Here is a 23620-nt window from a genome sequence, read left to right as displayed (position 1 = left end):
AAAGACCGGTCCAACCGCAATAGGCCCACGCAAATCGCGTGGGCCTGTTTCGTTTTGGAACCTTGCCATCAATAGCGGTACCTGCAGCTTTTCAGCTGTCTCGCTGGCATTTGAGGTTCGAGCATGGTCCAACGTCCAAGTATCTTCTCAACGCGCCCAAATCTAAGACTGAAAAGAGGACACTGATCGCCGCAAAATTGAGCAAACCCTGAATAGCAGGGCGCCCCAAGCATTCTCTCCAACTTTGTTTTGCATTATGGAAACAATGGCCTCTTTGGCAGATTATTGCTAATTAATACCTTTTGGACGTCATTTTTCCGTCTCTTTTCTCGGCTCTTCAAAAGAGGACCAAGAGAAGTGAGTTGAACGCTGTTGTTGGGCGCAGGGATGTGAAGAATGACTGGCTTGAAAAAGAATGAATACGTCGAAGAAGAGCAGACGTTTGTAGACGAGCTGAAGCCCGGTACAGAGCTTATGCACAGGCAGTTTCGGATCGAACGTTTTCTGAATGCTGGAGGTTTCGGGATCACTTACGAAGCCAAAGACAGCCTCAATCGGCGCGTTGTCATCAAGGAGTGTTTCCCCGGAGCATTCTGCCGACGTTCGGTTGTTCAAGTCGTGGCCCGTTCGCGTGCGCACCAGCAAGATCTTGCCTCGATCGTAAAGCTATTTGTGCGTGAAGCACGCAGCCTCGCCAAGCTCAAGCATCCCAACATCGTTGGCGTGCACCAGGTTTTCGAGGAAAATAACACCGCGTATATGGCGCTTGATTTTGTCGACGGCCGCGACCTGCTTCAGATCATTGAAGACAAGCACACCAATCTCTCTCCAGCGCTGATCGAAGAAATTTTAACTAATTTGCTTGATGCTGTCGCGTTTGTGCATAATCAGAATGTGTTGCACCGGGATATCTCGCCTGACAACATCCTGCTGGACCTTAACGATCGCCCGGTTCTGATTGACTTTGGCGCCGCGCGCGAAGAAGCCACGAAACAAAGCCGAGTATTGACCGCCATGCGTGTCGTCAAAGACGGCTATAGCCCGCAAGAGTTCTATATCGCGGGCAGTGAGCAAGGACCGCATAGCGATCTATACGCACTTGGCGCCAGCTTCTATCACTTGATCTCGGGCGAAGTGCCGCCAAACAGCCAGGCGCGCCTGTCCGCTGTGGCAGCTGGCGACCCCGACCCTTACCAGCCGCTGGAAGGGCGCTTTGACGACTACAACCCCAACTTCCTTGCAGCGCTTGATAAGTCGTTGGCTATCCTGCCCAAAGATCGCATGGCGAGTGCAGAAGACTGGCAGGCGATGATAAAAGGGCTGGCCCCGAAATCTGCTGATGTCGTCGTTCTTGCGTATGGTTCCACGCCAAAACCGGCTAACGAGGTCAAAGCAGAACAACAACAAGAGCTGAAAAAAGGGAAGTCCCGCACCGGGTTGTTGTTGGCATCCGCAGCAGTTGTAGCAATTGCTGCAGTTGGCGTCGCATATCAATCAAGCCAGCCCGGTGGTCTCGATCTTGGGTCGTTGACAGGCATTAGCGTAGCTGTGACCGCAGAGCCGAATACGGCAACAGCGGAAGATGCATCCGAAGTAGCTGCGGCGACTCCGAACCCGGCTGAGAGCGCACCTGCCCTGCCTGCGTCTTCTGTTTCTGAAACCCAGCCAGCAGATGGCTCAACGCAGGACGCACCGGCCCCTGTCATCGCTGACGCCAACAAAGCCGAGACACCGGAAACTGTTGCTGAACCCGAAGTCAGCGCACCCGTTGTCGCAGAAGCGGTGCCTGCAAGCCCGGAAAGTGTCGTGCGGACAGAAGTTGCGACAGACGTTCCGGCAGCTGAATCCCAGCCGGCAGAGACAAGCCAGCTCGCTTCAGAGGTTGCCGCTTCGGAAATCGTCACACCAAACGCATCTGACGACGACACGACCGAACTGGCCAGCCTCGGAAATGCAGCCGAGCCAGTGGTCGATCTGTCCTCGACAACGACAAGTGTTGAGACTGCGGTCGAAAACACCCCACCCGCTGTTGCGACGCCGGTCACCAAAGCCGAGCCTGCGGCGGTCGACACCAAAGTCGTCCCCGAATTGCCGGCGCAGAATGATATCGAAATCGCCGGACTACAGTCCGAGCGCTTGGTGCAGCTGCCCTATGAAGGCCTGCTTGATGCGAGCGAAGGTGAGACGCGCATATTTGCCGTCAATGGGACACCAGTTGCTAACCGGGACGATTTCAATGCTGTGACCGAAGGCCTTCTGGCCAATTCAGATGGCTCGACCCTGGAAGTAACTGTCAGCATCGGCGTCACCACCGCGGACGCACGGGAACAGACCCTGACTTTGCCGGTTTTCCAGCGTGTGACGCTTTCCAACGGTCTGATGTTCAACACTACTTATCAAGGCGATAGCTGGACAACACGCGTTGCGGCTGTCCCGGATGAGCTGAACCTGGATATGCGCCCCGGCGACATTCTCTATGGTTATCTCATGACAAATGAGTTGCTGACCGGTCCGTATACAGTTGAGACAATCCTGGAAGAGGAAGTCGGGCAAGGGAAATCTTCGTTCAGCTTCGCTGTCAAACGCGGTGAAGACATCTGGGCCGTAGCTTTCCCTTTTGATGGCAATGCTCCGATTGTCACGGCCGCTGCCACGGTAGACCAGTAAACGGTTACAGATCCACAGACGGAGGGGTTGTTGTGAACTTTCTCAAGAGGCTATTTGGATCCAATTCCGATACCAAACACGACGCACGCAAGCGCGCGTCGGCCAAAAGAGAAATCGCTAAGGCGGACGCCGAACGGAAAAAACGGCTCCACGCTGTGGTGAACCGGCATTCTCAGAAAACGGCAAAACCTGCTGAAGCCAAGGAACAAAAGCCTCAGCCGAGCAAACCCGCCACCCGCAAGGAACAGGCCAAAACCCGTTTGATTGCGCTTGATCGGTCAGAACCTCAAGTTGTCGATCTGATTGGGAATCGCAAGCAAGCGGCGAAGGATACGAAAAACCAGTTCCCCGTGGGCTGGCTTGTCGTGATCGGTGGGCCCGGTCAGGGGCGTTTCTTCCCACTGCACTCGGGCCTGATGCAGATCGGACGCGGCGAAGACCAGCAGATTTCCCTGGACTTCGGAGACACTACGATTTCGCGGAATAATCATGCTTCGCTCGTCTTTGACGCAGACAGCAACCAGTTCTTTCTGGGGCATGGTGGGAAGTCAAACATTGTCCGTCTGAATCAAAAACCAGTTCTGTCAGATGTGATCTTACAGGACCGGGACGAAATTATTGTAGGTGAAACTGTTTTGAAAATCAAAATGCTGGCCGGTGCTGATTTCTGCTGGGCCGAAACCGGCAACAACAAGGAGCGTAAATATGTGGAGAGCGCCTGAACCGCGTTATGATGTCGCCTCAGGGCTGTCTCAGGGTGGTCGCGACTACCAGGAAGACGCTTTGGTAACTGATTTCCCCTTCGGGATGGACAGCGGGGTTGCCGTTTTGGCCGACGGGATGGGCGGCCATGAGGCCGGAGACGTCGCTTCGAAAATTGTATCGACCGAGGTGTATAGCGCCCTCAAGTTTCGCTCGGCCAGTTTTGCCGAGGCTGAAAAGGACATACCCGATCACTTTGCAGTCGCAACAGCCGGGGCCAATGGCACGATCCGTGACTACGTTTCGGAAAATCCGGGCGCTCGCGGTATGGGTGCGACACTGGTTGCTGTCGTTGTGGCGGAAAACCGTATGTATTGGATGAGCATCGGTGACAGCCCGCTTTATTTGCTGCGGGGTGGCAAACTGCAGCAGTTGAATGAAGACCATTCGCTGGCACCGCAGATTGATTTGATGGCAGAACAGGGTCTTCTGAGCCCCGAGTTGGCCAAAAATCACCCGGAACGGAACTGCCTGACTTCAGTCATCATGGGTCAGAACATTCCTAAATTTGACTGCCCGTCAAAGCCTTTTGAGCTTCAGCTTGGCGACATCGTGGTCGTATCCTCTGACGGGCTTCAATACCTGGGTGAGCCGATGCTGCAAAAGATCTTGCACCGCTATCGCCGACGGAAATCGGCAGAAATTGCAGGGCATCTGTTGAACGCGATTTCAGATCTCGATGATCCCGATCAGGATAATGTGTCCTTTTCGGTAATCAAATTGAACCACATGAAACCCGTCGAGCGTAAAATCACGCAAAAACCGATCGGCATGTCCGAAGAACAAGGTCAAAGCCTTACTCGTGTGGTCAGTCTGGAAGACAAAACCAAGACTGCTGCTGGCTCGAACGAACCGGCGGATCAACCGGAGTTCAAGCACGCCCGATCTGGTTAGAACGCTTGATAACTCTCAAAATAGGGCCTGCTTGCGGGCCCTTTTTTGTGTCTTGGTATCCGAGCCAAAAGTCGGGATTAGGGTCCTAAACGCGTTTCGATTAACGCGTCTTGGCGAAATCGCAAGAGAACCCATAAATTAACAACATGCAGAACATCTTCCACCACTCAGACATCTGTCAGATTCTGTACATCGTGGAATGCTAAGACTTCCAATCTTTCTCCCGCAGCAACCCCCTGATCCACAATCGAAGCCGATGTGGGTCAACCAATGGGATCCCCGGGTTTCTGCATTCGAAACAGAGTGCAGCATCTTGGGGATCCCATTTGGTGCCTGTGTCGTCAAAGGCGTATACCAAGGGTTTCGCGTCTCAATAAGGTTGCGACCCAAATGGCATGCGATGACCTGACAAGTGGGTTCCTCACTTCGTTTCCTGCCCAAAACCTCGAAATAAAAAGTGAGTGACTCACCCAATTAGTTGTGGATTATCAAATAGTGGGTTTATTGGTCTTTGCGGGTCTAAGCTGCTCAGACCCCGACTGAATAATGGGAGGACATCATGAAACATCTTAAAGCGTTCCTTGGGGGCGTTTCACTGGCAGCGGTGATGGCAACCGCATCAACGGCACAAGAAGTCACGCTCAAACTGCATCACTTCTTGCCCGCGCAGGCCAATGTGCCGCGTCTCATTTTGGATGTCTGGGCTGACAAGATCGAGGCCGAGTCCGAAGGGCGCATCAAGATTGATCGTTTCCCGACCATGCAACTGGGGGGCAAGCCGCCCGAATTGCTGGATCGTGTGATTGATGGTGTCGATGATATTACCTGGACAGTGGTCGGCTATACGCCCGGGCGTTTCCCATCGACTGAGGTATTCGAGCTGCCCTTCATGGTCGAAGATGCCCGCGCAGCGTCTTGCGCCTATTGGACGATCTTTGACGAAAGCATGAAAGACGGTGAATTCAGTGACGTTCAGATCCTGGGCACTTGGGTACACGGGCCTGGTATGTTTCACACCGCTGATCCGGTCGAAACACCTGCTGATCTTGAGGGCATGAAAATCCGTGGTGGATCGCGCCTGGTGAACGATCTTTTGTCCGAAGCGGGCGCAACACCGGTTGGCATGCCCGTTCCCGCAATCGCCGAAGCACTCTCGAAAGGTGTGATTGACGGAACCACTATCCCGTGGGAGGTCACACCAGCGCTGAAAATACCTGAACTTGTTGAAAACCATACCGAATTCGAGGGGCCCTCTCTCTATACCCTGACCTTTGTTCTGGCCATGAACAAAGCGTTGTATGAGGGCCTATCGGATGAAAACAAGGCCGTAATCGACGCCAATTCCGGAATGGATTTTTCGGTCTTTGCTGGTGGCACACAGGCGGATGCCGATGGCCCGGCGCGTGAGGTTGCGGTGGACGCGGGCAACACAATCATCACCATCTCGGACACTGAGGAATGGAAGGAACTGGCCGCGCCGATCTATGAAAACTGGATCGCTGATCTTGGAGAAAAAGGTATGGACGGCCAGGCATTGATCGACCGCGCCCAAGGGTTGATGAGCGGTGAGTGCAAAGGCGCAAACGCGAAAATGTAATCCTCCTGATCCAGCGCCCGTCATCGGGCGCTGGCGAGGCTTGGGGTGAATTCTGAATATGCACGCTTTTGTCTTTAGGCTTGCTCGTCTGCTAGCGCATTTGGGCGGGATCACCTTGGCTGCGTTGATCCTGATTGTGTGCGTCTCGGTCGCCGGGCGCTTGCTGAATGGCGTTTTGCACGGCGATGCAATACAAAGCTTTGCTCCGGGTATTGCCGATTGGCTGCTGGCCTTGGGAATTGGTCCTGTCAACGGTGATTTCGAAATTGTCGAAGCCGGAATGGCCTTTGCGATTTTTGCCTTTCTTCCAGTTTGCCAGATCACTGGCGCCCATGCTTCTGTCGATATCTTCGCCTCAAGACTACCTGCCCCGGCGAACAGGGTGCTGAGCTTGTTGACCGAGCTCTTGTTTGCCGCCGTGCTGGTTCTGCTGGCCTGGCAACTGACCTTGGGTGGGCTCAGCAAATTCCGGTCCGGTCAGACTACCCTGTTGCTGGAGTTTCCGGTCTGGTGGTCCTATGCCGCAAGCATCGTCGCGATGTGGATTGCCGCCCTTGTAGGGATCTACATGGCCGTGTTGCGCGCCGGCGAGGTCATCGCAGGCCGAGACAACCCTCTTTCTGACGAAAGGCAAAACTCTTGAGCGACATTGCCATTGGACTGTGGTCCTTTCCGGCGCTTCTTGCGCTGATTTTTGTGCGCGTGCCGATCGGTCTGGCGATGTTCGTGACCGGGTTTGTAGGCATCATCCTGATGACGGGTGACACCAACATCGCCATCGGACGGCTAAGGACCGAGACCTATACGACCTTTTCGAACTATTCCCTGTCGATCATCCCGATGTTCCTGCTGATGGGCCATTTCGCGACGCTGGGCGGGATGAGCCAGGCCTTGTTCAAATCCGCTGAAAGCTGGCTGGGTCACCGCAAAGGGGGTGTGGCCATGGCCAGCGTGGGGGCCTGCGCGGGGTTCGGGGCTATCTGCGGATCATCTCTAGCGACCGCAGCCACCATGAGCCGTGTCGCGCTGCCCGAATTGAAACGCTATGGCTATTCGGGTGGTTTCTCGACCGCTACGCTTGCAGCGGGTGGAACATTGGGCATCCTGATACCGCCCTCGGTGGTATTGGTGATCTATGCCATTATAACCGAACAGAACATTGCCAAGCTGTTTCTGGCGGCTTTCATCCCCGGCATTCTGGCGGCCATCGGCTATATGATTGCTATTTCGGTCTATGTCCGCGTCAATCCCGGTTCGGCGGGAACGCGTGAAAGGATGCCTTACGGAGAACGTTTTCGAGCATTGTTTGATGTCTGGCCGGTGCTTTTGGTCTTTTCGCTGGTTGTGGGCGGTATCTATCTGGGGTGGTTTACCCCAACCGAAGGGGCGGCCATCGGCGCGCTTGGCACAGCTGTTATTGCCTGGTTTGCTGGCGGACTGACCCGCGCCAGTCTGAGCGAAAGCTTTGTGGTCACCGCCAAATCCACCGCGATGATCTTTTTTATCATCCTGGGGGCTGCATTCTATAATGGCTTTTTGGCGCTGACCCAGATGCCGCAGGCTGCCGCTGAATGGGTTTCAAACAGCGGGTTCGCACCGGTCACAATCATCCTTGTGATCCTTGTCTTTTATCTGATCCTGGGATGTTTTATGGACAGCCTGTCGATGATCCTTCTGACGATCCCGATCTTTTGGCCTATCGTGCAAGGACTTGATTTCGGTCTTGTTTCTTTGGTCGAGTTCCAGTCTGCGCGCTTGGATGATTTGATTGCCTCTGGCAAAGAAATCCCCACAGCCGCCTTGGCCGAGGCCCAAGCCTTGTTGGCCTCAGGCCAAGAGCTTAGCCGCGAGATGGCCCGTGAACTGGGGCTGCGCGGTGCGTCCACCGGAGCCTTCAATCGGGTGAATATCGAACAAACAGCCATCTGGTTTGGCATTCTTGTGCTGATTGTGGTTGAGGTCGGGTTGATCACTCCTCCTGTGGGCATGAACCTGTTTGTCATCAACGCGATGGATCGGGAAACACCAATGACCGAGACCTATCGGGCCGTGCTCTATTTCGTGGGCTCTGATTTGATCCGTGTCGGGATATTGCTTGCCTTTCCAGCGATCACACTCATGCTAATCCCTATTTAAAGGCGGTCCGAGGTCATGTGCTATTCCCGTCAGATTGTACACAGATCCGGAAAGAGGTCCCCACAGTGACTGTGCTGATTGCAGGAGCTGGAATCGCAGGCCTGACGATGGGTCTGACCTTGCACCAAATTGGTATTCCGTTTCGCATTTATGAAAAAGTAAAGCGACCGCAGCCGCTTGGCGTGGGCATCAACTTGCAACCCCCGGCAGTGCGGGAATTATTCGACCTGGGGCTCGAACCGCTGTTGGACCGGGTCGGCATTCAGACTCGCGATTACGGGTTCTATACTAGGACCGGTGTCGAGATCTGGACCGAACCACGCGGTCGATTTGCAGGCTATAAATGGCCTCAATATTCGGTTCACCGTGGTCATCTTCAAATGCAATTGCTGGAGGAGCTGTTGCAACGCTGCGGTGAAGCGTCTGTTGCGTTTGGATGTGATGTCGAAGGATTTGCGGACAGAGGCGATGGCGCAGAGCTGATCCTGCGCGGCTCCGATAGTCGCGACAGCGTGTTGGGATCCATGGTGGTTGCAGCCGACGGTATCCATTCGGCGGTTCGCGCGCAGATGTACCCATATCAAGGCCCTCCGGTTTGGGGCGGCGGGATCATGTGGCGTGGCACAACAATTGGGAAACCCTTCCTCTCCGGTGCCTCGATGATTCTGGCGGGGAATGACACGCAGCGCTTTGTGTCCTATCCGATTTCGCAGCCAAACCCGGATGATGGCAGGACCGTTATCAACTGGATCGCAGAAATGCGGGTCGACCCAAGCTCGGCAATCGAGAAAGAGGACTGGAACCGCCGAGTTGATGCGGTCCGTTTTGCGAACGAATTTGCTAATTGGGATTTCGACTGGATCGATATTCCCGCGTTGATCGCGGAAGCCGAGGCCGTATTCGAGTACCCGATGGTCGATCTTGAGCCTGTGGACACCTGGACCGACGGGGCCGTCACTCTGATCGGTGATGCCGCACATGCCACCTATCCGGTTGGGTCAAGCGGCGCGAGCCAGGCCATCATTGACGCGCGCACGCTTGGCGCGGCCATTCAGGATCTGGGCCCTGGTCACGCTGCGGCGCTGAGATATGAGCAAGCCGTGCGCCCGATGGCTAACGCGGTCACCCGCGCCAATCGCGGATCTGGCGGCCCTGATGCGATCATGCAGATGGCCGAGGACCGATGCGGTGGCGATTTCTCCAAGCTTGATAATCTATTACCGATGGCCGAGCGTCAGGCCCATGCGGATGGATTCAAACGGCTCGCGCATTTGACTGTCGAAGACACCAACGCACAGGTCTCGCTGATCAGGCTATCCTCAGACAAATAGCGTCAGGCCAATCATGGACACGATCAGGAACAGAAGGGTCATGATCCCGCCCGAGCGGATAAAGTCCACAACGCGATAACCCGCAGGACCCATGATCAGCGCATTCACCTGATGTGTCGGGATCAGGAACGAGTTTGAGGTCGAGATTGCAACCGTCAGCGCAAAAACCGCCGGGTCACCACCGGATGAAATCGCGATGGATACCGCCAAGGGTACCAGCAGGACCGTAGCGCCCACATTTGACATCACAAGCGTAAAGATCGTGGCCAATATAGCCAGTCCCGCCTGGAGCGACCACAAGGGCCAGCCATCCAGCAGCGACAGGATCTTTTCGGCGATCCAGGCAGCTGTACCGGTGTTTTGCACCGCCATACCCAAGGGGATCAGCGAGGCCAAAAGGAAAACGGTACTCCAACTGACAGCTTCATAGGCTTCGTCAATGGACAGCACGCGCGACAGGATCATACCGACGGCACCTGTCAGCAACGCAAGCGACAACAACAGGTCTGTGAACAGGATCAGGCACAGCGTCAACAAGAAGAACCCAAGCGCCCAGTTCACTTTGTGCGGGCGCAGTTCTTCTTGCGGAAAGTCCGAGGTCACGACCACGAAATCCTGATCTGATTTCAAACGCGTCAATCGTTCCCATTGGACATGAACCACCAGAGTGTCACCGGCCTGAAGATTGACTTCGCCGATATGGGTAGCCTCGTGGACTTCGGTTTCAACATGGCTCAGAGTTCCTTCGCCCCGATGTATTGCCAGAACCGACAGGCCATGGGTTTGTCGCAGGCGCAGCTCGATCGGGGATCGCCCGATGACGCTGGAACCGGGTGGGATAACCACTTCGGCCACACCAGATTCAGTGGCGGCAAAATCATCGGCAAACACGTCCAGCCCGGGCAGGATTTCCAGACCATAAGGCTCGGCGAATTCGTCATGCAACACCCGTCGCAGACCCAGAACAGCCAGACGCGCAGGCGCTTCGATTGTGGTATCGGCCATTGGCGCGATGACCTTGTGACCGCGAAAGGAGGTCCCCAGAATATAGATGTGATGCGCCACCATGATATCGGCCAGCGTCTGACCGATCAGGATCGACCCTTCGGGCACGCGCACTTCGAACATATCGGCGCGCAGCCCATAGGTATTCTCGATATAGGTCTGCATCGAACGCGCAGCACCCGCATCCTCGCCTCGCGCCCGTTTACCGGGCAGTATCCATCGGCCCAACAGAACGAAATACAAAACCCCGGTCAGCACCAGCATCACTCCGATGGGTGTGACGGAAAACAAACCAAAAGGCTCCATTTGATGATCTGCGGGCAAGCTGCGATTGGCCGAGATCAGCAGGTCATTCAGCAAAATCAACGGGGAAGAGCCGACCATCGTGATCGTCCCGCCAAGGATGGCGCAAAACCCCATCGGCATGGCCAGGCGGCTCATGGGTATTTCGGTGCGTGCCGATATGCGGCTGATGACAGGCAGGAACAACGCGGCAGCGCCAACATTCTGCATGAACGAACTGATGACACCCACGGTGCCCGAGACGATGGGGATGATCCTGGCCTCGGTTGTTCCCCCGCGTTTCAGGATCAGCGCGGCGACCTTCGACATTAGGCCGGTTTTGTCCAACCCCGCTCCGATGATCATCACAGCGATGATCGAGATAACCGCGTTTGAGGAGAAGCCAGAGAAAAGCTCGGACCGGCTGGCGAGGCTTTCAAGACCCGGCAGTGTGCTGAGCACGCCCAGGATCACCAGAACCAGGATCGCCGCCAGATCAATGCGAATTATTTCCGAAACAAAGAGAAATACGGTCAATGCCAGCAGTCCAAGGACCACCATCATTTCGAAAGTCAGTATTGTTGTTTCCATCGTCTATCCTTGCGCACAAGTCTAGCGAGGGTTTCCAATTCCGCATAGGGCCAATCCAACAGTTTTGCTTTGCCAGTTCCCAAATTCGAGGCAAAGCTATATGCGCAGTCAAAGAGGGTAGCGTTCTGATAGATATGCGCTTTTACACATCGTAAAGACCCTACTAGACTGGACAGAGCTCAAAACACTGCCTTTGGCGATGTCACTGAAACTCGAAGTGGCGACCCGATACAAATCTGTATTCTGGCATCTTCGTTCAACACCGCTGTGTGTTCACGTGGATGGCATAGAGGCTGGTGGTTGCTGTGATGAACAAGTGCGTGTTCCTTGTGCCGCCAAATTCAAGGTTGGATACAACCTCGGGCACAAAAATTCGCCCAAGCAGTTTTCCATCTTGATCGAAACACTGCACGCTATCAGCAGAGGAAATCCAGACGTTTCCATGGCAATCGACACGCAAGCCATCCGGTATACCCGGTTTAATTTCAGCGAATACGGCGCGCTCAGAGAGCGTATTTTCTGCGGTCACATCGCAAACATAGACCGTTGAGGGGACCGAACGATCATGACTGGCACCGGAGTCAGCGATATACAAACGCGTCTCATCTGGAGAAAAAGCAAGCCCGTTAGGCTGCGCAAAGGAGTCGATGACTGCTTTTGTCGATCCGGTCGTTGGATCAAAGCAAAAAACGGATCTGGCAGCTTGTTCCGGGACAGCGCGGTTGCCTTCGTAATTGCCCATGATCCCGTAGGTCGGATCGGTGAACCAAATGGTGCCGTCTGCTTTGACGACAACGTCGTTCGGAGAGTTCAGAGGTTTTTCATCATATTTGTCGGCCAGGGTCTCAATCGATCCGTCGTGGTTGGTTCGGGTCACGCTGCGTGTCCCATGCTGGCAGGTAATCAGCCTCCCTTCGGCATCTAGTGTGTTGCCATTGGCAAATCCCGAATTTTCGCGAAAGACTGTGATCTGCCCATCCGGCGTCCAACGATGAATCCTTTGGTTAGGAATGTCGGAGAAATACAAGCATTGATGCGCGGGGACCCAAACCGGGCCTTCGGTCCACATATGACCGCTGGACAGTTGCATGAGTTGGACGTTGTGAAGGATCAAATCCAGGAAACGAGCGTCGACGATGTCATATTCGGCCTTCATGCTGCGTACTTTCGTTTACTTGCAAAGACTACAACCATCATGATGATTACTCCGGTAAGGATCAGTCGCGCACCAGCCCCAAATCCATAACTATTCAGCATTGAGACCAACAGGAACATAAACAGGGCTGCCCCACAAACGCCGGGCACATTTGAATTGCCACCCGCGATGGAACTGCCGCCGATCACGACCACAGCGATTGAGGTCAACATGTACTCGGCGCCCATATTCAGGTTTGCTCCACCCGAGAAATTCGCCAGCAGAAACCCTGAAAGTGATGCAAGGATGGCAGATGCAACATAAACGCCAAAGCGCACACCATTGACCGGTACTCCGCTAAGTTGCGCAGCTCGCATGTTCTGGCCAGTGGCCAGAATCCAGCGCCCCACAATCGCGCGTTCAAGTACGATCCAAGCAACCACAGCAACACCGATGGCAACCAGTGCAAGGTTCGGGATCACTAGTCCACCCGTTGCAAAATCAGCCAATGGTTCAGGCGGCTTGATCCGCAGCCCACGGTTGGACCAGATGGCCAGGGACTGAAATAGGAAAGACGAGGACAGCGTCGCGATAATCGGCGGGATACGCAAAAGCAGGATCAGACCGAAATTGAAGATGCCACAGGCTGTTCCAATTCCCAGTGCGATCAAAAGCCCCGGCAGCATAAGGCTTGTATTGGTATCCATGAACTTGAGCGCCAGTGTCGCCGCCAGTGTCATGGTGGCGGGAATGGACAGATCAACATTGCCGGGGCCCAGCGTGATCACAAACATCTGCCCGACACCCACGATGACGGCAAAGGACGCAAAGGTCAGCGCCGCGAAGAAAAGCGACCCGCCGCCCTGCCCGCCCGAGACGATCATCGTTGCGCCAAAGGCCGCAAGTGCCGCCAAATAAGACCAGATCCACGGTTTTTGACTCAAGCCAGACATCAGCGTTCCTCCCGGCGGGACACCAGCAGCCGCACTGCCAAAACAAGAATGAGGATCGCCCCCTGTGCTCCGATCTGCCAATCGGGCGACAGGCGCAGGAAGGACAGAAAACTTGCGGCAAGCGTCAGCGTCAAAGCACCGATCACGGCTCCGATCGGTGAGACCCGTCCACCGGTGAACTCACCCCCACCCAAGATAACGCCGGCAATCGAAAGCAAAGTATAGCGCAAGGCGATGTTGGCATCCGCAGATGTCGTCAGCCCCACCAAAGCCATTCCGGCCAAGGCACCAAAAAGACCAGCGATCCCGTAGGCTGTCGCCTTGAGTTTTACAATCGACCACCCGGCACGTTCCAAAGCGCGCTCGTTCCCACCGACGCCTTGCAGCACAACTCCAAAAGACGAACGCTTTACGAAAAGATGCGTCACAAGAGCGATCAAGGTGGCAGCGATGATTGCCATAGGCACCAGAGGCGGTTTGGATTTCATCAATGTCTGCAACCATTCTGGCGATGCACCGCCAGGTGACGGCAAAATCAGAACGGCAAGGCCGGACCAAACAAAGGACATCCCCAATGTCACGACAATCGCAGGCAAACCCCGGGCATGGATCACAGCCCCGATGGCAGAATAAGCCAGGATCGCAATGGCAAGAATGGAATAGCCCAACAGCGGCGTGTCATGGACAAAGGTTGCTGTGACACAGGCGCAGAAACTGACAAATGTGCCGATCGACAGGTCGATATCGTTGACCATGATGATCATCATCTGCGCAATAGTCGCCAAAGCGACCGGTATCGCGAGGTTGAAGAGCAGGTTCAGGCCGAAATAGCTCATCGCTCGGGGCTGCAGATAGAACACCGCGGCCAACAAAACGGCCAGTGACAGCACTGGCAGCAGGATACGAAGTTGATCCCGTGTCACGCAGTGGCCTCCTGTAACTCAAACGAAGCGCGCAGCAGGTTTTCCTCGGTGATCATGTCACCTGTCAGCTCGGCCGAAATCTCACCATCGCGAAAAACATAGACCCGGTCGCATTCCAGCACTTCTTCTGTTTCAGTCGAATACCAAAGAAAGCTGCGCCCAGTGTCAGCCTCGGCACGGATCATGGAATAGACCTCTTTCTTGGTGCCGATATCGACGCCGCGCATCGGGTCATCCATGATCACTATCGGCGCCGACGAAGCCAGAGCTTTGGCAAAGAGCACTTTCTGCTGGTTGCCGCCAGACAGCGACAGGATCGGGTCCAGCGGGTTATTGGCCTTGATTTTGATCCGCTCTTTCCAAGTTTCATAGAGCCTGTCTTCTTCGCTGCGATTGACCAAACCGTTTTGGCTGAACTCGCGCAGCGTCATCAGGCTGAGGTTCTTCAGGATCGACCACAAAGGCATCACACCATCACGGGTGCGGTCACCCGCGACAAAGGCCACTTCGGGGGTCTTAGAACTGCGCCAGACGGAAGCACGAGACATGTAGAACCGTGCCAGTGCCTCGGCCTGCCCGTGCCCGGCAAGCCCGGCAAGGCCCACAATCTCGCCTGCGTGAACCGTCATGCCATTGTTGAGCCTGGCAACTTCTTCTCCAACCGCCCGGCGTTGCCTTGCACTTTGCGTACGACCTGAGGTTTCGACAACATGGCCCATGGCATCGACCAAGCTGTCGCGGGTAAAGGCATTGGCCTGTTTGTCCTGCGTCACGCGACCGTCTTTCATCACCAGAATACGCGTGGCGACCTCAAAGATTTCGCCCAACAGGTGCGAGATAAAGATAATCGTGCCGCCTGCCGCACAGAATTTTTTGATATGGCTCAGCAATTGCTGCGCGATGGCGGCATCCAGTGACGATGTCGGCTCGTCCAGGATCACCAATGCCGGTTCAGTATCTCGCTCGGCGAAAGCAATGGCGATTTCAACCATCTGCCGTTCCGCAATGCTGAGATCGCCGACAACTGCATCAGCCGATATCCCGTGATCCGGGAAAACTTCGTCCAACGCCGCCAGCACCATGCGCCGCGCTTCCCGGCGCCACGCCTTGCGCGGCATGTTGCGATACGGGATGCGCAGGTTCTCCAAGACGGTAAGATTTGGGCAGAGAGACAGTTCCTGGAATACACTCCTGATACCGGCTTCTTGAGCACCAGTGGCCGCGTCGAATTGACCGCCGTGGCCGGAATACCGGACTTTACCCTGGGTTGGAGTGAGGCGCCCGTTGATCACATTGACCAACGTGGACTTGCCCGCCCCGTTATGTCCGACAAGGCCGACGCATTCACCCGGCCAAAGTTCAAATCGCGCATCGACCAATGCGTGCACAGGTCCGAACGACATATGTACGCCGTCAAGCGATACAACCGGCGCCACTGCGGCGCCGGGTCTTGTGTTGAGGTCTGTCAAAATATGCCCTCGGGACTATTGGCTGGCGTCGATGACGGCCTTCGCGTCTTCCAGAGAATACTCCACATTGGCAACAGAACCGACCGGTGTCGTTTCAAGCGCGGCTTCCAATCCGTCCTGTTCGATGGTCAGGAACGGCACTGTCAGATCTTTCGGAACATCGGCACCATCCAGGATCTGTTGCGCCACCCAAAAGGCCAATGTGCTAACCCCAGGTGCGATGGAGAGCGACGTGGTCTCATACCCGTTTGCGGCCTTCTGCTCGGCCCACCAGGCAAGTTCGTCCTGACGGTTGCCCATCACGATGGTGGGTGTCGGACGATTGGCTGCAGCAATCGCCTGCGCAGCGCCATATCCGTCGCCGCCCTGAGTCACAACCGCCGTCAACTCGGGCAAGCTGGGCAGAATGCCAGCCACAGCTTTCTGCGCGACATCTTGTGCCCAGTCACCGTGAACCGACCCGACGATTTCGAAATTGGTGTTCGCGACCTCTTCGTGAATGCCTGCGCTGATTTCATCGTCAACAAACACGCCAGCCAGGCCACGGATTTCCAGCAGGTTGCCGCCGTCAGGATAGCGTTCGGCCAGGTATTTCACCTGATTTCGACCCATTTGCTTGAAATCCACCGCGATGCGCCATGCACAGGGTTCAGTGACGATCCCGTCAAAGGATACAACCGTGATACCTGCATCGCAGGCCTCTTTCACGGCACCGTTGATCGCGGTTGGCGATGCAGCGTTCAGAACGATCGCATCATAACCCTGCAAGATCATGTTTTGTATCTGGGCCGCTTGTTCAGTGGCTTGGTTTTCAGACGTGGTAAACGCATCCGCAGCCTTCACAACCCCATCGGCCACCGCAGCGCCCGTGACTTTGGACCAGCTTTCGAGCATAGCCTGACGCCAACTGTTGCCCGCATAGTTATTGGAAAGCGCAATACTCTTTCCCGATGTATCAGCCGCAACGGGCAAAGCTGTGGTCATCGCCAAGGCAGCTGTAACCGTAAACAGTTTGGCAATCGTCTTCATCATGTTCCTCCCATGTGCGGTCGAAGCCGCAGAAATTCTTCCTAACGCCTCCTCGCGTCAGGCCAAAGCTAGCGGCAATCGCCCGCCAGCATCAGGGTAGCAGTCGCAGGTCAATTGCGGTTTCCCGCAAAACCCATGAGGTGAAACGCAAGACCCAGGGTAAGCTTTCGTCTAAGCTTGGTATCGGGAGGAGAATGCATGTGTCCGAGCTTGAGTATTTCCTACGCATTTCGAACCACCTTGCTGGTGAGGTCGACATTCAATCTGCGTTGCGGGCGGTCAAGGCCGAGATCGACAAGATTATCACCGTAGACCATCTGGACATTTGTCTGATGGACGAGGCCAATCGCACCAATCGTTCCTATGAAGTGGGTTTGAGCACGTTCTGGAGCACCAGACGGACGTTGGTGTCTCGGTCTCCGGTCCGCGATGTACTGCTGGGAAAGACAGACTCGATGCTATCGGGGGATGCCACCAAGGATTCTCGTTACATTTTTCCAGGTGCAATAAGTGGGCCGATTACTCAACACGGGTTGCGAAGCCGTATCAATGTCGCGATGAAAGTCCTCGGTCGCACTGTCGGTGCACTCAATTGTTCGTCGCGCCAGGTTGACTATTACACCGAAGAAAATCTGCAAAAGGTCAAGATCCTGGCTGATATCCTGGCACCCTATTTCTTTGCTTTGCGATCTTCGGAAGATGCCCGGCGGCAGGCTGTCAGACGCGCCCGCGCAGAAAGCAAGCAAGAAGGATTAAGGGTTGGGGCCTTGCGCCTTACCCACGCGCTGGAAGCTGAAAGACAGCGCATAGGTATGGATCTGCATGATCAGACTCTGGCCGAACTTACGCGGCTGGCGCGCCGTCTTACACCTGAAATGACCGAATCTGAAACAGCGGACCTGCGCAGCGACATGCACGCATGCATCCAGCATCTGCGCGAGATTATAGACAGTTCGATCCCCTCTATTCTGGAATTGTTTGGTTTCGAAGAAGCGGTGCGGTCGCATTTTGAAAGCGCTGGCGGCGCGGTGGCTGGTCTTACCTTCCAGTATGAGGATCAAACCAATGGCGAGATTGACAAGCTGCGCGATACCGTGAGAACAGCGCTTTTCCGGATAGCGCAAGAAGCGATCAATAACACATTGCGCCACGCCCAAGCTTCCCAAATCAACGTTCTTGTCAGCCAATCACCCGAAGGCACTTTGGCTATGACCATTCGCGACAACGGGTCGTTCAAAGCGCGAGTTGACGCTCGGTTGGGAGGGATTAACCATATGCAGACGCGTGCTCAGCTCATCGGAGCGTCATTTGAAGTCAAAGATAAAGACGGAACCGAAATTGGAATTCGTCTTGAGCCGGAAATTCTGTCGGAGTTGAGACATGCACATTCTTTTGGTTGAAGACGACAAAATGCACCTCGCGTATTTGCGCGACCAAATCACTGCGACATTCGGTTCATCTGCCCGCGTGGACGTTGCCCAGGACGGTCGCGAAGCCGAGACGCTGGCGCGTGCAGAACAAATACCCGCGGTCGTGATGGATCTTCGGATGAAGGATCGCAGCGGCATCGACGCGGCGCGCGTTATCTGGGGCGAACGTCCCGATACGCGCGTGCTGTTTTGGTCGAACTATTCGGATGAAGCCTATCTGCGCGGCATTTCGCGGATCGTACCGGACGCGGCGGCCTATGGCTATGTGCTCAAGACCGCGTCGTCAGAACGTCTGGCACTTGCCTTACGAGCTGTGCTTTTCGAAGGACAGGTGATGATCGACCGCGAGGTTCACTCGCTCCAAAGCTCACAAATACGGTCTCCTGACGCGTTGACAGAAGTCGAGCATGCCATCCTTCTGGATGTCGCCATCGGCCTGCCGGACAAGGCCATCGCAGAAAGACGCGGGTTATCATTGCGCACCGTACAGAACAGGCTCACGACGCTATACGAAAAGCTAGGCGAAGATCCTGATAGCGATTGCGGGATTGGTCTGAATAAACGAATGCGCACAGTCACGAATGCCCTGATCCGTAAGCTGATCAATTCCGAGATTCTCGAAGAGGCCGACCGTGACTTGCAACTTTGGATGAGCCGTCAACGCGCAAAGTAAAGACTGCGCCATCCGGCCAAAAAAGGGGTTTGGTCGAAGACCAATCGCCAACAACTGCTTGCTGGTCAAATCAGGTAAGCAACCGGAAAACAGGCATTAACTGCGAAAACACCGCTATCGTACGCGCCACAAGCTTTGGCTCGGTTGCAAAACCAGGCGTCTGGGTGTCATTCCACACGCTAAATCCCTTCCGCCGCAGAGCGTCTTTATTTGGGTGACCTTTTTCAAAACCTGCAGGAACTCGTTGCAGCTCGGGCTCACCCACCCTGAAACCTTCATTGCGCATCCGGTCAGTAAGCTGGATCAGCTCAGCCCCTTTTGGCCCAGCCATCGCTTTACGAAACTCGGCCAGCGCCTGTCTTTCATATTGAAAAACTCCACAGCCTAGAGACAGTTTTTCAGGTGAAAGGCCAAAAAACCACATCGGCGGTTGAGCCGCAGTTTCTTCAGGTTTGAAAGCGATATGCAGATGCGCGTTATAGGGTGTTTTGTCTTTGGAGAACCGGACATCGCGATAGATTCGAAAGATCTTGCTGCTGTGCGGACGTCCAGTCAACTCTTGCAACGCTGCGCACATGTCTGCAGCAAAGTCCTGACCGGGGCCCTTTATTTGGGCCTCGTAAACAGCCTTGTGCGATGTAAACCAATCTTTGTTTTTATTGGCCTTCAGATCCTTAAGAAAGACCAGCGCTTCAGGCTTGAAACTGTCAAATCGTGTCATCAAAAACTCCATTCAACTCTTCGCCGGAAGCGCGGCGGCATGACCTAGACAAAGCTCTAGCCATCGGTCGAGCGAGGGACCGTCACATTCGGCGGCGTTTACGGTCACGAAACCCCCAAGTTTGCGGCCCCCGTGGATCACCGGTTGGGCGCTTACGTCCTGTAAAGCCAAGCTTTCATTCGCTTTGCCAACTCGAAACATGAACCGGCCAACACCATCCTTATGTAGTCGTGCACCACACAGCATGTTACCGTTCAAAAAGAAGCACTGACCACCCATCATCTGTTTTTCCGAGATACCCGCACACGTGGCCAGAGCGTCACGTATGCGAGCGTTGAGAGCTTGATCAACAGGCATCAGCCGGCCACGACAAGATGCCAGAGGATGGCCAGTGCCAGCACCAGCATGGTGAGTGTAGTTAGCGCCGCACCGACCGCCCGCCCCTTCCCATCTGGTGCAGAACGCAGACTGAAATAGTGGATCAGGCGGGCAAGCAACAAAGCCCCACCACAAAGCCAGACCAGCCAGGGGGCGGTTCCAACAATTTCGGCTCCGGCAAGCGCCAGCAACGCAAGCGGGACATATTCGACAAAATTTCCATGCGCACGCATCAGCCTGAGCAGGTCATCATCCGTACCATGCAGCAGAAGTATCCCGGTTTTACTGCGGCGCACACCAACGGCAAGCGCCATTGGAATACTCATCAACACAAAAACTGCGGTGAACCCCAATGCGATTTGGGGAAGCTGTTCCATCTGATCGCTCCTCTTCTGCGCTATGCCTGTGAAGCCATGCTTTCATAAGTAATCAGTGCGAACCGGGCACCTTGCGGGTCGGTCAGCGTGGCCATCCGCCCGACCCCGGGCATATCCATTGCCGGCTGAACCACCGTGGCACCTTTGGCCTTGGCCGTATCAACACTTGCGTCCACATCGGCTACAGTGAAAAAGATCGTCCAGCTGCCCTGGTCCTCGGGCATAGGAGAAAACCCTCCAATCGCCGTCTCGCCCACTACGGCTGCGGAATAGCTGGATCCGTCCTGCATCGGCATATCGTTGATCGTCCAGCCCAGGACATCACGATAGAAGGACTTCGCCTTGTTCTGATCGGGGCCGGAATGTCCGATCCAACCTGAGTTGCCGACTGTAGTCATTTCAAGAATACTCATGGGTATCTCCCTTGGTTGCGCCCGCCACATGCGGGTCTGATCCAAGGACGCGCGAGCCGAAAGCCGACCTACATCTCATCCAACATTTTTTGGCTGATCCTGATTTTGTCTTTAATCACAACACGTTCCGGTTCAGTTGGCGCAAGGGTCAACACCGTCTCAAAGGCGTCAATGGCCGCCCGGTGATCACCCGTTTCCTGCAACAACCCACCCCGCATCGCATGAAACCATCGATAACCGGACAGGTCCTGTTCCAAAGCCTCAAGTGCCTCAAGCGCATGGTGAGGACCGTGGATTTTGGCTTGTGCAGCGATCTGATTAAGCCGGACCACCGGTGTTGGCTGCAGTGCATAGAGCGCCGCGTAGTGGCTTTCGATCAGCGTCCAGTCAGTATCCTCGTGTGACCTTGCACGGGCATGCGCCGCAGCGATTGCCGCCTGAATGACATAAATCCCATGATGACCGGTCCTTTGTGCTTTTTGCAGCAATCCCATGGCTTCGGCAATGTTGGGGCCATCCCACAAGTTTCGATCCTGATCATCAAGAGCGACAAGCTTTCCCACCTCGTCTATCCGCGCACGTCGCCGCGCATGCTGAAGCAACAACAAAGACAACAAAGCCGCTTGCTCGCCCATGGCCGGAAACAGGTCCACAAGCAAGCGGGCCAGCCGGATCGATTCTTCGCACAGGGTCAGTTTCATCTGCGTTGGGCCCGCCGAGGTCGACCAGCCTTCGTTGAACATCAGGTAGATCATCAACGACACTTCACCCAGCCGCGTCCCGCGCTCGGCTGGGCTTGGAGTTTCAAAAGCAACCCGGTTGCTCAGAATTTTCTTTTTGGCCCGCGTGATCCGCTGCTCCATCGTTTTGGGTTTGACCAAAAAGCCTCGCGCGATTTCTTCAACGCTCAGGCCCGCAACAACGCGTAACGCTATGGCAATCTGATCCCGCCGGTCCAGTTCGGGGTGACAGCAGATGAACAGCAAGCGCAAGACATCATCTCGCAACTCGTCCGGATCGGGTGTTTCTGCGGGCATCGGCTGAAATTCCTCGGTATGGCGCGACAGGATCTCTGCGCGCCGCCGGGATTTGCGCAAACGATCCAAACCAGCGTTCCGCGCCGTTGTCAGAAGCCAAGCCAACGGATCACGAGGCGCACCATCCTGCGACCAGACCGTGAGGGCCTTTACACAGGCATCGGCAAAAGCCTCTTCGGCCAGATCTATATCCCGGAACACCCGCGTCAGAGCCGCGATCGCGCGGGGGCGTTGTTGGACGAATGTGGCCTCAAGCCAGTCCGACATTTGCTATTCCGAAGAAATGGCGCCACCTGCCCAGGCGACAGGGCGCACCTCAAGCCGCGCAACCGGAGAAGAGATCATCTTTGCATATTCCAAAGCCTCATCAAGATCCTTGAATTCAGCGGCATAGAAGCCAAGAAAGCTCTCTTTCGTCTCGGAAAACGGGCCGTCCGTGATCAGGGGCGCCGCACCTGTGTTCCCCGCTGCTTCAACCATCACAGCCGAAGTCGGCGGCATCAGCTTGATCGAAATAAACTCTCCCCGCTGCGCCAAAACCTCCTGTAGCGCGGTATGCCCACCAAGCACCTCGTCCTGACGCTCTTTTGGAAGAGCTTCAAACACTCCGGCTTCGCCATAAATTGTGATCGCGAATATCATTCTAACCTCCTTAAATGTTGGTACACTGCAAGGACGCTCCGAATCCTGCAAATCCGACATCAAACGATATCTATTTGTCTACGCCACGCTATAGGGGTCCATGTCATACAGCACCCAACAGCGCAGCAAAGAACTACTCGAAGCTTGAAAACGTTATCGAACAGCCGGAAAAGCAAGGCATCAAACTCACGAACTGCGACTGAGCCGCTCTTTGACGAAATCTTCAGCCGTTTCCAGAATGTCGTTCTCTAACCTGCGCGCGGCGGGGGACAAGACCGCACCAGCTTTGCGCAAGATGTGAATCTGCCTTTTGGCAGTCTCATCTGCGAGCGGGCGAAAAACCAAATTCCACTGCACCGCTGAAATCGCTGCAAGTTCAGGTAGGATTGTGATGCCAATCCCGGCTCGAACAATCCCAAGGATTGAGGTAATGTTGTGGGCAGAAAACAGCGACCTGGCGTGAAGCTCCGCCGCTTCTTTGGCAGGGATACTTTCTGAAAGACTGTTTGCAATTAAGTTCTGCGACCTCAATGCGTCCCAACCTATGGGACTCGTGGTGTTAGCCAGCGGATGGTCGACCGGTAACAGCACACCAAACCTGTCAGTAAGCAAAACCTGACCATGCAGGCCGGGAACATTGGCCCCCAAAGTGGCAATGCCGATATCGATGCGATCACGAAGCAGCTCGTGTCGAACCGACTTCGAATCCATGTCTCTCAGATCAATCCTAACATTTTGGTAGCCCCCGATATTTCTGGCAAACGCTCGAGGGATAATCGTCGCAGCTATGGAAGGAACCGTGGCTATTTTTACCTGTCCAATTTTCGAATTTGCAAAATTCTCGATGGCGCGTACCGTGCTATCGAAATGCAGTAATTCCTTTTCCGCTTGCTCGAACACAAACTCTCCCAGCGCGGTGAGCTTGTTCTTTCGATCTGTCTCAAACAGCGGTTCTCCTAGATGCGTTTCGAACTGTTTCAGCATCATTGAAAGGGCTGAAGGTGTCCGTTTCAGTGTCATGGCTGCGTCGGTCAGGTTCCCATAGCGAGCAACTGCGACAAAGCCGCGAAGCATTTCTATTTTGAGTGTCATCTCGGCGGATTTCAGATTTGTTGAAATTTTTTTCAATAATTTTAGTTTGATTGACGCCCTAATTGGAGTCCATACCCCAACAA

22 protein-coding genes are annotated in these 23620 nt (G+C 54.9%); 9 read left to right on the top strand and 13 right to left on the bottom strand.

Annotation, left to right across the window (positions count from 1 at the left end; translation table 11 throughout):
- The first annotated feature begins 396 nt into the window (after positions 1-396).
- The 7 genes from GOV38_RS12890 (at position 397) to GOV38_RS12860 (ending at position 9387) form a co-directional block, all read left to right on the top strand.
- Positions 397-2667, top strand: a complete 2271-nt coding sequence (locus tag GOV38_RS12890) for a serine/threonine-protein kinase (RefSeq protein ID WP_171208193.1) — start codon at positions 397-399, stop codon at positions 2665-2667.
- A 32-nt stretch (positions 2668-2699) separates the two neighbouring features.
- Positions 2700-3389, top strand: a complete 690-nt coding sequence (locus tag GOV38_RS22595; protein ID WP_171208192.1) for an FHA domain-containing protein — start codon at positions 2700-2702, stop codon at positions 3387-3389.
- Entirely contained in the window at positions 3373-4323 is a 951-nt protein-coding gene (locus tag GOV38_RS12880) for a PP2C family serine/threonine-protein phosphatase (protein WP_171208191.1), read from the top strand. Before GOV38_RS22595 ends, GOV38_RS12880 begins: the two co-directional genes overlap by 17 nt.
- 559 nt (positions 4324-4882) lie before the next feature.
- Entirely contained in the window at positions 4883-5920 is a 1038-nt protein-coding gene (locus tag GOV38_RS12875) for a TRAP transporter substrate-binding protein (protein WP_171208190.1), read from the top strand.
- Positions 5921-5978: 58 nt separating this feature from the next.
- Positions 5979-6563 carry a TRAP transporter small permease gene (locus tag GOV38_RS12870; protein ID WP_171208189.1) on the top strand — a complete coding sequence of 195 codons (585 nt, stop codon included), beginning with the start codon at positions 5979-5981 and terminating at the stop codon, positions 6561-6563.
- A complete protein-coding gene (locus GOV38_RS12865) occupies positions 6560-8056 on the top strand; it encodes a TRAP transporter large permease (RefSeq protein ID WP_171208188.1) in 1497 nt (498 codons plus the stop codon). Before GOV38_RS12870 ends, GOV38_RS12865 begins: the two co-directional genes overlap by 4 nt.
- A 65-nt stretch (positions 8057-8121) precedes the next feature.
- Positions 8122-9387, top strand: coding sequence for a flavin-dependent oxidoreductase (locus GOV38_RS12860; RefSeq protein WP_171208187.1), 1266 nt, complete (start codon positions 8122-8124; stop codon positions 9385-9387).
- On the opposite strand, the gene GOV38_RS12855 is transcribed toward GOV38_RS12860, so the two are convergent.
- The 6 genes from GOV38_RS12855 to GOV38_RS12830 all read right to left on the bottom strand — a co-directional run bounded on the left by GOV38_RS12855 (position 9376) and on the right by GOV38_RS12830 (position 16774).
- Positions 9376-11265, bottom strand: a complete 1890-nt coding sequence (locus GOV38_RS12855; protein WP_171208186.1) for an SLC13 family permease — start codon at positions 11263-11265, stop codon at positions 9376-9378. The two genes, GOV38_RS12860 and GOV38_RS12855, sit on opposite strands and share 12 nt — an antisense overlap.
- A gap of 256 nt (positions 11266-11521) precedes the next feature.
- Complete coding sequence (locus GOV38_RS12850; RefSeq protein WP_171208185.1) at positions 11522-12421, bottom strand: SMP-30/gluconolactonase/LRE family protein; 900 nt, start codon at positions 12419-12421, stop codon at positions 11522-11524.
- Positions 12418-13353: an ABC transporter permease gene (locus GOV38_RS12845; protein WP_171103270.1), complete on the bottom strand. Its 936-nt coding sequence runs from the start codon at positions 13351-13353 to the stop codon at positions 12418-12420. Before GOV38_RS12845 ends, GOV38_RS12850 begins: the two co-directional genes overlap by 4 nt.
- On the bottom strand, positions 13353-14276 hold the full coding sequence (locus GOV38_RS12840) for an ABC transporter permease (RefSeq protein WP_171208184.1): 924 nt from the start codon (positions 14274-14276) through the stop codon (positions 13353-13355). Before GOV38_RS12840 ends, GOV38_RS12845 begins: the two co-directional genes overlap by 1 nt.
- Positions 14273-15745, bottom strand: a complete 1473-nt coding sequence (locus GOV38_RS12835) for a sugar ABC transporter ATP-binding protein (RefSeq protein ID WP_254430468.1) — start codon at positions 15743-15745, stop codon at positions 14273-14275. Before GOV38_RS12835 ends, GOV38_RS12840 begins: the two co-directional genes overlap by 4 nt.
- A 15-nt stretch (positions 15746-15760) precedes the next feature.
- Positions 15761-16774 carry a substrate-binding domain-containing protein gene (locus GOV38_RS12830; protein WP_171103264.1) on the bottom strand — a complete coding sequence of 338 codons (1014 nt, stop codon included), beginning with the start codon at positions 16772-16774 and terminating at the stop codon, positions 15761-15763.
- 200 nt (positions 16775-16974) lie between these two features.
- On the opposite strand from GOV38_RS12830, the gene GOV38_RS12825 reads away from it, so the two are divergent.
- Together GOV38_RS12825 and GOV38_RS12820 are read left to right on the top strand one after the other, a co-directional pair.
- A complete protein-coding gene (locus GOV38_RS12825; protein ID WP_254430467.1) occupies positions 16975-18174 on the top strand; it encodes a sensor histidine kinase in 1200 nt (399 codons plus the stop codon).
- Positions 18155-18877, top strand: coding sequence for a response regulator transcription factor (locus tag GOV38_RS12820; RefSeq protein ID WP_171103260.1), 723 nt, complete (start codon positions 18155-18157; stop codon positions 18875-18877). Before GOV38_RS12825 ends, GOV38_RS12820 begins: the two co-directional genes overlap by 20 nt.
- 70 nt (positions 18878-18947) lie before the next feature.
- Here the strand turns inward: GOV38_RS12820 and GOV38_RS12815 are convergent, their stop codons facing one another.
- The 7 genes from GOV38_RS12815 to GOV38_RS12785 all read right to left on the bottom strand — a co-directional run bounded on the left by GOV38_RS12815 (position 18948) and on the right by GOV38_RS12785 (position 23573).
- On the bottom strand, positions 18948-19598 hold the full coding sequence (locus GOV38_RS12815; RefSeq protein WP_171208182.1) for a DUF2461 domain-containing protein: 651 nt from the start codon (positions 19596-19598) through the stop codon (positions 18948-18950).
- 12 nt (positions 19599-19610) lie between these two features.
- Entirely contained in the window at positions 19611-19955 is a 345-nt protein-coding gene (locus GOV38_RS12810; protein WP_171208181.1) for a TfoX/Sxy family protein, read from the bottom strand.
- Entirely contained in the window at positions 19955-20353 is a 399-nt protein-coding gene (locus GOV38_RS12805; RefSeq protein WP_171208180.1) for an MAPEG family protein, read from the bottom strand. The genes GOV38_RS12810 and GOV38_RS12805 overlap by 1 nt, the downstream gene beginning before the upstream one ends.
- Positions 20354-20373: 20 nt before the next feature.
- On the bottom strand, positions 20374-20766 hold the full coding sequence (locus tag GOV38_RS12800; RefSeq protein ID WP_171208179.1) for a VOC family protein: 393 nt from the start codon (positions 20764-20766) through the stop codon (positions 20374-20376).
- A 68-nt stretch (positions 20767-20834) separates the two neighbouring features.
- Positions 20835-22070, bottom strand: coding sequence for an RNA polymerase sigma factor (locus tag GOV38_RS12795; RefSeq protein WP_171208178.1), 1236 nt, complete (start codon positions 22068-22070; stop codon positions 20835-20837).
- A 3-nt stretch (positions 22071-22073) separates the two neighbouring features.
- Entirely contained in the window at positions 22074-22445 is a 372-nt protein-coding gene (locus GOV38_RS12790) for a YciI family protein (RefSeq protein ID WP_171208177.1), read from the bottom strand.
- Between the two features lie 186 nt (positions 22446-22631).
- On the bottom strand, positions 22632-23573 hold the full coding sequence (locus GOV38_RS12785; RefSeq protein ID WP_254430466.1) for a LysR family transcriptional regulator: 942 nt from the start codon (positions 23571-23573) through the stop codon (positions 22632-22634).
- Between the last annotated feature and the right edge of the window lie 47 nt (positions 23574-23620).

Source organism: Ruegeria sp. HKCCA5839, from assembly GCF_013035585.1.
Taxonomy (GTDB): Bacteria; Pseudomonadota; Alphaproteobacteria; order Rhodobacterales; family Rhodobacteraceae; genus Ruegeria.
Note: the sequence above shows the minus strand (reverse complement) of the source record. Positions and strands in the feature narration are given on the sequence as shown.